This is a genomic window from Burkholderia sp. B10 (assembly GCF_004368385.1).
GTDB classification, from domain to species: domain Bacteria; phylum Pseudomonadota; class Gammaproteobacteria; order Burkholderiales; family Burkholderiaceae; genus Burkholderia; species Burkholderia vietnamiensis.
In genome coordinates, this window is sequence record NZ_PQMX01000128.1 from 1 (window position 1) to 9,062 (window position 9,062).

General features: G+C 69.7%; 8 protein-coding genes. 3 read left to right on the plus strand and 5 right to left on the minus strand.

Annotated elements, in window-relative coordinates; genetic code table 11:
- Window positions 1–182: 182 nt before the first annotated feature.
- A complete protein-coding gene (locus tag C3Y15_RS30550; RefSeq protein ID WP_069246512.1) occupies window positions 183–533 on the minus strand; it encodes a hypothetical protein in 351 nt (116 codons plus the stop codon).
- Between the two features lie 203 nt (window positions 534–736).
- Between C3Y15_RS30550 and C3Y15_RS30555 the strand changes: the two genes are divergently transcribed.
- Window positions 737–2,221 (plus strand): PLP-dependent aminotransferase family protein, encoded by a 1,485-nt coding sequence (locus tag C3Y15_RS30555; protein ID WP_085954507.1) that lies wholly within the window; start codon window positions 737–739, stop codon window positions 2,219–2,221.
- A 141-nt stretch (window positions 2,222–2,362) separates the two neighbouring features.
- Here the strand turns inward: C3Y15_RS30555 and C3Y15_RS30560 are convergent, their stop codons facing one another.
- The 3 genes from C3Y15_RS30560 to C3Y15_RS30570 form a co-directional block, all read right to left on the minus strand.
- Complete coding sequence (locus C3Y15_RS30560; protein ID WP_011881997.1) at window positions 2,363–2,662, minus strand: hypothetical protein; 300 nt, start codon at window positions 2,660–2,662, stop codon at window positions 2,363–2,365.
- A gap of 469 nt (window positions 2,663–3,131) precedes the next feature.
- On the minus strand, window positions 3,132–4,469 hold the full coding sequence (locus C3Y15_RS30565; RefSeq protein ID WP_059567755.1) for a cytochrome c peroxidase: 1,338 nt from the start codon (window positions 4,467–4,469) through the stop codon (window positions 3,132–3,134).
- Between the two features lie 164 nt (window positions 4,470–4,633).
- Window positions 4,634–6,094 (minus strand): metallophosphoesterase, encoded by a 1,461-nt coding sequence (locus tag C3Y15_RS30570; protein WP_045578092.1) that lies wholly within the window; start codon window positions 6,092–6,094, stop codon window positions 4,634–4,636.
- A 146-nt stretch (window positions 6,095–6,240) separates the two neighbouring features.
- Here C3Y15_RS30570 and C3Y15_RS30575 point away from each other — a divergent pair, with 146 nt between their 5' ends.
- The gene (locus C3Y15_RS30575; RefSeq protein ID WP_034193878.1) at window positions 6,241–7,089 is read left to right on the plus strand and encodes a class I SAM-dependent methyltransferase; all 849 of its coding nucleotides are present in this window, start codon (window positions 6,241–6,243) and stop codon (window positions 7,087–7,089) included.
- 247 nt (window positions 7,090–7,336) lie between these two features.
- Here C3Y15_RS30575 and C3Y15_RS30580 read toward each other — a convergent pair whose 3' ends face one another.
- Window positions 7,337–7,648: a hypothetical protein gene (locus C3Y15_RS30580; RefSeq protein WP_011882001.1), complete on the minus strand. Its 312-nt coding sequence runs from the start codon at window positions 7,646–7,648 to the stop codon at window positions 7,337–7,339.
- Window positions 7,649–8,316: 668 nt separating this feature from the next.
- On the opposite strand from C3Y15_RS30580, the gene C3Y15_RS30585 reads away from it, so the two are divergent.
- Window positions 8,317–9,062 (plus strand): ESPR domain-containing protein (locus tag C3Y15_RS30585; protein WP_208328111.1); only part of this gene is annotated, 746 nt, incomplete at its 3' end.

The following is a 9,062-nucleotide window of genomic DNA, read 5'->3' on the forward strand; positions in this document are numbered from 1 at the left end:
GAGGCGGGGAGCGGGCGGGGTCGGGCGGTGTTCATCGCTGGGCGGTGACAGCGGTGGGGTCGCTCGTTTGAATTGCTTCTGCAGGTGCGCGGACGCACGGTGACACGGCAGACGGCAGACGGCGCGAAACGCCGAGGGCACGCGGCAACAGGGCGTACGGGGTCGTGACGAGGCGGCCGCCTTTAAGGCCGTTCCCGCGCATGACGCGCGCCGAGCGCCTGCGCCACGCACCACCGCAGCCATGCTTGCAACATCGCGAACACACCGGGCCGCGGCGCAGGTGGCGCGATGCTCGCGCCGCTCGGCCGCGAGCCGTCAGCGGACAACATCAGGTGGCCGGCCGTGTCGATCGCCATGCATTCGCCTTCGTCGAGCACGCGGCGCATGTACGGCGGCGTCTCGGGCAGCCAGTCGAGACCGCCGTGGCGCCAAGTGACCGCGAGCGCGCCGTCGAGCACGACGATCCGGCTGCCTTTGTCGAACCACGCAAAGTGGCTTTGCCCGGCGTCGAGCCGGATATGTTCCGTGCGCATGGCGAGTCGTTTTCCAGGTTCCGCGGCCCCGCGACGGCGGGACGATAGCGTGAGACAAGATTAAGAAAACGCGTGCGAGCGGGACAGATTCAGCGAGCCGCGATCTGTTGCGGTGCAGACGGCGATTTGGTCGCGCTGTATCGGTGGGTTTTCCTGACATCTGTATCTGGCGCCCGGGAAGGCGCGCGGGCACGATCGCTCGCATGACGCCCATCGACGCCCCGTCCCGCACGCCCTTGCCGATGACCGGCGCACCGCTCTATGAGCGGCTCGCCGAGCATTACCGCCGCATCATTGCGGCCGGCACACTGTCGCCCGGCGACCGGATGCCGTCGGTCCGCGCGTTCATGGCGCAACATGCGGTGAGTTTGTCGACCGCGATCCAGACGTTCCGGCGGCTCGAGGATACGGGCTGGTGCGAGGCGAAGCCGCGCTCGGGCTATTTCGTGCGACGCCGCGCCGCGGCGGCGCTCGGCACGTTGCCGGAAACCGAAGCGCCGCCGCTGAGTGTCGCGCCGCCGTTCGCGGGGCTGCACGAGCGCGTGTCGCGCGTAATCGATCGCGGCAATGCGGCGTCCGATGCGCTGAACCTCGGTGGTGCCTCCGCGTCGGCGACGCTCTATCCGGCCGAGCCGCTGCAGGCGCTCGCGATCCGGCTGCTGCGGCGCAAGCCGACGCTGCTGACCGATGCGGGGCCGGTGGGCGGGTCGCCCGAATTCCGGCAGACGATGGCCCGACGCGCGCTGTCTTACGGCGTGACCGTCGCGCCGGACGACGTGATGTCGACGAGCGGCGGTGTCGACGCGGTGAATCTCGCGCTGCGTGCGGTCGCGCAGCCCGGCGACACGATCGCGATCGAATCGCCGGCCTTCTTCGGCCTGATCCAGATGCTCGAGAGCCTCGGGCTGCGCGCGCTCGAGATTCCGGCGAGCCCGACGACCGGGCTGTCGATCGAAGCGCTCGACGTGGCGCTGACCGCGTATCCGGACATCCGCGCCGTGGTGGTCGTGCCGAATCTGCAGAACCCGCTCGGCAGCGTGATGCCGGACGAGCGCAAGGCCGCGCTGGTCGCGCTGTGTTCGCGACACGGCGTTGCCGTGATCGAAGACGAACCGTACCGCGAACTCGTCGAGGCGCCGCACGCGGTGAAGCCCGTCAAGGCCTGGGATCGCGACGGCACGGTGATCTACTGTCCGTCGTTCAACAAGGTGCTTGCGCCCGGCATGCGGCTCGGCTGGATCAGTGCGGGCCGCTGGCACGCGCGCGTGAAGATGCTCAAGTTCGCGCACAGCCGGCACAACGCGGCGTTGCTGCAGGCCGTCGCGGCCGAGTTCGTCGGCTCCGGCGCGTTCGATCGCCATCTGCACCGGTTCCGCGAACAGCTTCGCGTGCAGCGCGACGTGACGATCGATGCGATCGCGCGGCATTTTCCTTCAGGCACGAGAATGAACCGCCCGCCGGGCGGCATGCTTCTGTGGATCGCGCTGCCGGACGGCGTGCATTCCGAAGCCTTGTTCGACGTGGCGCTGGCCCAAGGGATACGGATTGCGCCGGGTTCGATCTTCTCGAATTCCGACCGCTTCGACGCGTACATTCGGCTTGCCTGCACGCGGGTATTCGATGCGGCGCACGAAGAGGCGATCCAAACGCTTGGCCGATTGATACGCGATGCGGCGGCCGCTGCGTAAGCGCGGGCGCCGGCTCGGCACGGGCGTAGCCTTCCGCGCCCGTTTGCCGCGACGGCGGGACGGGGCGGCCGATATGGCGGGGCGTGCTTGCGCCGGTCGCGCGCCGTGCGACGCTGCGCCACCGGTATGACTTCGGCGCGTTCATCGACCGACCGTATGCGTGGCGAGGTGCTGACGGATCAGCGACAGATAGCGATCGCCGACGGAGAAGTCGCGCGCGACACGCGACCGCTCGGGCTGGCGCAGCGTTGCCGGCGCGCTCACGCCCAGATAGCGGCAAAGCGCGGACGGAAACGGCTTGCGCGTATGGCCGAGCTGGCGCGCCGCGCGCTCGACGCGGGCGTCGCCGACCTGTGCACGCAGCCAGGCGAGCACTTGCCGATCGGTGTCGTTGACGATACGGACCAGATGTTCCGCTTTAAACAGGGACCCTTGTTGCATAAGGCTCTCCGGGTGTTCTCGTCGATCGACCGGGCCGGCCGCGATGCAACGCTACGCCGGACCCGGAGCCGACAACCAGTCCTGCCGACGGTGGCGCGTGCTTCGTGCCGGTGCCGCCAATACTGGTTGGTTATACAGCTGGTTATCCATACAGTATTTGGGGCGAAGTGGGTTGTCAAGCGGAATGTCGGGCTATCGGTGAAAGGGATGAGGCGGGACAGAGGGCGCTTGCGTCCAAGCACCGCGGAAGGGCTTCCGCGCCGGTCGTTATCGCCCGCGTTTCAGGCCGTGATACCGAGACGTGCCACGGTCTTGCGTCGCCCTACAACGCGAAGCAACCGCCCAACGTGCAGACACCCCGTTCGCCCCGCGCCTTCCCGCCAGGTTCGCTTCGACAACCTCGCGCGACAAGGCAACGGTACGCGGGCTCCGGCGAGCCCGCGCGCCCATACGCGCCCATCCCCCCCACTCAGCGCGTCCGCGCCGCGCCCCGGGCCACTCCATCGGAACCGCCCCGCGGCACGAGTTCCGCATAGCGCGCATCGGTGAGCGTGCCGAGGAAGGCGACGATGTCGTCGATCTCGGCGTCGGTCAGCGCCGGCGGCGTGCCCGGCCGACGATTCAGCGGCGTCGAATTGACGTTGATGTTGCCGCGATAGGCCACCGGCACGTCATCGAACGTCCGTGCGCCGTGATACCAGAACGCAGGGTCGGTCGAGCGCGTGTTGTAGAACGCGACGGCGTCGCGCAGCGTGCGGAACACGCCGTTGTGCATGAACGTCTGCTTGACCGCGACGTTGCGCAGCCCCGGCGTGCGCAGGTAGCCGCACCATTGCGTCGGCTCCGGCCAGCGCAGGCGCGCGGCGGTGTCGCACAGTCCGTTGTCGAAATGCCGCGGATCGCGGTTCGCGGCGAGCGCCCGGTTGCGCGGCACCGCAATCGCGTCGTAGCCGAAATCGGTGAACAGCGAGCGCTCCGGCCGGCTGGACGTCTCCGACAGCGTATGGCAACTCATGCAGTTGCCCTTGTCGGGATTGCGAAACAGCGCCAGGCCGCGCATCTCGGCCGGAGCAAGCGGCGCACGCGTGCGCAGAAACGCGTCGAAGCGCGACGTGAACGGCGCCATTTCATCGCTCTGCAGATAAGCCTCCATCGCCGACCCGAGCGCCTGCACCAGCTGTTCGGGATCGCGCCGCACCGACGCGCCGAACCTCGCGGCGAGATCGCCGGCCAGTTCGGTGCCGTCAACCTTGCGCAGCAGCGCGGCCGGCGACCGGTTGTTCATTTCGTTCGGATCGAACAGCGGCCCGCGGATCTGTTCGGCGAGCGTATCCGCGCGGCCGTCGTCGAACAGCCCACCGAACGGCGCCGGCGCCGGCGCGTCGTCGTCCTGGTAGAAGTGGCGGCGCGGCACGTAGCGCACATACAGCAGCGACGGCGCGTTGCGCCGGCTGAAGCGGCCCGGGCGGCTGCCTTCCGGCACGCCGGGCCCCGCGAGTGCGGCGGCCGACAGCGTCGGCGCGAATGCGCGCGCCGGATCGTGGCAGCCCGCGCACGACATGCCGCGCGGCTCGGACAGCCGCGAATCGAAGAAGATCCGACGGCCGAGCGCGACGAGCGTCGGGTCGGGCGCGAAACGGGCGGTAGCCGCATCGATCTTGCCCGCCACCTGCGGTGTGCCGTCGCCGATCGTGCCGACCACGCGCGACGGCGGTGCGCCCGCCAGCAGCGTCGTTTCCGGCGGTGCGGCCCGCGTCGACGGCGCCGCCGATAGGGCGATCCCAACGAGTGCCGCTGCAGCGGCCATGCGTATCGTCCGGCTGCCGACGCTGGAAGTCGAGGCAGTCGCCGGACCGGCGACTGCGCCGTTCGCCCACCCATATGCGCCCGCCGATCCGACCATAACCGCGCGCCGCACGAGCACCTCGCCGCAATCCCTCGGCGAACGACCCGTCGCTCGAATCGCGTCGATCACGGCGTGATGAATCCGGTCTTGTCGCAGGCGAGCGTCGTGCCCGACTGGCTGCACGACGCGAGCAGCTTGCCGGCCGCCGAATAGGCATGGAACAGCCAGCCCGTCGCGGGCGCCGGGCGCCGCTCCATGATCAGGAAGCCAAAGCTGTTGTTGTGCGACAGCCGTTCGATCACGGCGCCCGGTGCAGGCGTGAGGCCGGCCGGGAACGGATCGGGCAGCGCGACGTCGAGGTTGTCGCCGCCGTTGCCCGACACGATCGTCGCCGGATGTCCCGACGAGAAGTTGATGGCCTGGAAGTCGTGCACGTGGCCGTGCAGCGCGACATGGATGCCGGGCGGGTAGTACGCCTGCGCGTTCAGGCTCGCCATCACCGACTGCAGCGCGAGGTTGCCCGGCGCCGGCGTGCTGCCCGCGATCGGCGCGAACGCGAGGATCGGATGATGGTTCGTGAAGATCGTCGTCGACATCCCCGCCTTCGACGCGAGCGACGCCACCGACTGAAACTGCTTCTGGTAGATGCGAAATTGCGCGTCGGTCGTCTTCAGCGGATTGCGCCCGACCTTCGCGCTGTCGAACACGATCACCTGCGTGCCGCCGCCGAGCGATACCGCGTACGGCTCGGAGTAGTTCGCGTCGGCGTCGTTGGCCGGATCGTCGCACGTGCGCGTCGCGGCATACGGGCGCGGATCGAGGAAGCGATACCAGCCCTGTCCCGCGCGCGCGCATTCCTCGTGGTTGCCGCGCACGACCACCCACGGCGCCTTGGCGAACAGCGGGGCGGCCGGGCGGAACAGGTCGGCCTGCCACGCATCCCAGCCGTAACCCCATGGGCTGTCCTTGCAGCCGGCGATGTCCGGCGGGCAAGCGTTCTCGCGATAGTGGTAGTCGCCCACGTGCAGCACCAGGTCCGGCGACAGCTTCGCGACGCTCGCCGCGATCGTGTCGAACGGCCAGACGGTCGCGTCGTTGCACGCCTGCCATGCGTTGTCGGCCTTCTTCATCCGGCAGCCGGTATCGGCGATGATCGCGACGCGCTGGGGTTGCGCCTTCGGCAGCGGCAGCGTGCGGCCCGCGACGCTCGCCGCCTGCGCATCGGCCGGCAACGTCGCCTCGCACACCGACACGGGGAAGCTCGACGGCTTCGAGTCGGCCGGGTCGCTGGCCGTCGGCCGTTGCGCGACGGTCGCGGCGCCGGCGCGCAGCGTCATGCGCGACTGCTTGCCGTCGACCGATAGTTGCGGACACACCGGATCGCTCGCGGAAGCCGGGCTGTAGTTGGTGATCACGCGTGCGATCGCCTGGTTCGCGTCGCCGATCTCGACCCATGCGGCCTGGACGTTGATCGCGGCGCTCGCGGGGTCGGCGGGCGAGTCGATGTGGTTCGAGCACGCGGACAGGGCGACCGCGGCGAGCGCGGCGCAGCGCGCGAACAGCGCGGATGAGAGCAGTCGTGGCATGGAAGGCACCGTAGGAAAGCCGTCAACGATACGCAGCGCGAATGTAAGAAATATGAACGGTCGGCGAGCGCAGCCTTGACTTCAAGCCGGCTTGAAGCAGCATAGTCGCGATTCCGATCAACGCTGCAGCGCAAAGGATGACGATGATGACAGACAGCCGCCCCAACGAAGCACAGAGCGCGCTATGGAACGGCCCGTCCGGGCTCGCATGGGTCGAGGCGCAGCGCACGCTCGACCGGATGTTCGAGCCGTTCGAGACGCTGCTCGCGGACGCGGCGGCAGCCACGTCCGCGCATGGCGTGCTCGACGTCGGATGCGGGACCGGCGCGGTCACGCTCGCGATCGCGCGACGGCTCGCGAAGGACGCGCAGTGCACGGGCGTCGACATTTCGGCGCGGATGATCGCCGCGGCACGCGAGCGGGCCGAGCGCGACGGCGTCGATGTCGAATTCGTGCATGCCGACGCGCAGACGCATCCGTTTGCACGCGAGCGCTTCGATCTGATCGTGTCGCGTTTCGGCGTCATGTTCTTCGACGATCCGGTTCGCGCGTTCACCAACCTGCGGCGTGCGGCGCGCGCGAACGCGCAACTGCGGTTCGTCGCCTGGCGCGCCGCGGCCGACAATCCGTTCATGACGACGGCCGAACGCGCCGCCGCGCCGTTGCTGGCCGATCTGCCTGCGCGACAGCCGGGCGCGCCCGGACAGTTCGCATTCGGCGACCGGCAGCGCGTCGTGTCGGTGCTGTCGGACAGCGGCTGGGCCGACCTCGCGGTCGAGCCGGTCGATGTCGCGTGCGCGTTGCCGACGGCCGCGCTGGACGACTACGTCGCGCGGCTGGGCCCGGTCGGGTTGGCGCTGCGGCAGGTGGATGTTGCGACGCGGCAGCGTGTGCTCGACGAAGTGCGCGGCGCGTTCGATCGCTACGTGCAGGGCACGGATCTGCGCTTCGATGCAGCGTGCTGGCTGGTCACGGCACGGGCGCCGTCTGCGTGAGGCGGCCACGGGGCAGCGCTGCCCGGCATATGCGTCGTCGCTCACGCGTGACGGATATGCGGATGACACCGCCGGTATCAGCCGCGACGCTCGATCGCTACGTGCAGGGCACGGACCTGAGTTTCGATGCCGCGTGCTGGCTCGTCACCGCACGGGCGCCGTCTGCATGACGCATCCGCAGCTCAGCGCTGCCCGGCATATGCATCGTCGTTCACGCGTGACGGACGCGCGGCTGACACCGCAGATATCAACCGCGACGCCCCCGCAACATCACCCAAGCGCAACCGGCGGCAACGAGTGCGAGCCCGAGCAGTACCGCTTCGACGCCGAGCGCGAAACCGGGCGGCATTTCCCCGTGGTCGTGCTCCGGCGACAGGTTTTGCGTGATCGCCACGGCGCCGCCGGCCAGCAGCGCGATACAGACGATCCAGTAGAGCTTGCCGCGCGGCGCGGCCGCGCGAATTCGCCACAGCGCGAGCCCGACGCCGCCGAGGTAAAGCACCGCGAGCGTCGCGAGCGCGACGATGTCGCCGGTGCTGCCGTTCAGGAGCTTGCTCATCGCGTTGCTCCGTCGGCCGGCGCGCGCCGGCGCGACGCGATCGCAACCGCATGCACGTTCGTGCGGCGTCCATCGCGTGTTCGGGCGCACGGCGCGGCAAAGACGCGCGCCGGCCGGCCGCCGGCGGCACGCGACGCCTGCGGTGACGCGACAGCCTCGAATGTCGTGCGAGGCAAAGAACGGAAATCCGGCATGGCTGGTATTCAGTTGTAGGCGCAACGAGACACGGCGCGTGTGTCGCGGTGTGAGGGCTGCAAGAACGGAACCTGCAGCGACGATCGAACCGGACGAATTGTAAGTGATCGCCGCGGGCGGGAAGGGGCGTGTGACCGGCGCGCCGCAGGCGCTGCGCAGCGCCCGCCGTGCATCGTTGCCGCGACCATCGATTTGCACGCCCGACAACGCGCGAAAGCGGCTCGCTCGCCGCCGCACGGGAGCAAACGACGTGCCTCCGCGAAGCGGCGCGTTTTTCGTAACCACCAGGCAATAATCGGCGCGCAGATGTTATATTGCGCGCGCGTGCGCCCGACCGATGGGCCAGAAAAATCAGTATCCGCGGACCGGCGCGCAACAGAAGAAATTCAACTAGAACGGGTCCGTCGCGCCATCGGTCCAGCGTCTCCTGGACCAACGCCCGGCCCATGCGTCTACGCACCGAGGGGACCGACATGAACCGCGTTTATCGGCTGGTCTGGAGCCGCAGCTTGCGCGCTCCGCAAGTGGTATCCGAGCACACCAAAGCATCCCACGGCGGGGTCGACGCCAGCCATGGCGCCACACCCGCGCGCCGCTGCGCTTCCATCGTTTCCATTGGCGTGTCGCTGGGTCTGGCCGGCGCGGCCGTCCCGGCCTGGGCCGTCACATGTGCGCCCAGCACCATCGCTAATTGCAGCGCCGCGGGCGGCAGCGGCACCCCTGACCGCAGCGGCAACGGGGGCAGCGGTAACGGCGGCGGCGGCGGTGCATCTACGCTGAGCGGCCCCAACACGGTCCAGATTCCGGGCGGCGCCACGTCGGGCGGGACAGGCGGCACCGGCGCGATGAACGACAGCGGCCAGGGCGGCCCGGGCGGAGCCCCTGCCGCGGCGCTCGCCGGCGATGTGGTAATCAACGCGAACGTGCAGGGCGGCGCAGGTCAGGCGTTCGACGGCTTCAACTTCGCCGGCGGTGGCGGTGGTGGCGGCGCGGGTGTGTATTCGACCGGCACCAGCGTGACGGTCAACAGCGGCATGACGGTGCAGGGCGGCACCGGCGGCAATGGCGGGGCCGGCACGTCGGGACCGGTGTCGAACGGCGGCGGCGGCGGCGGCGGCGGCGCGGCGCTGGTCATGGTGACGCCCGCGGCCGACGTGTCGAACCAGGGCACGCTGATCGGCGGGAACGGCGGCAACGGCGGCGGCGGTGGCTTCGCCGG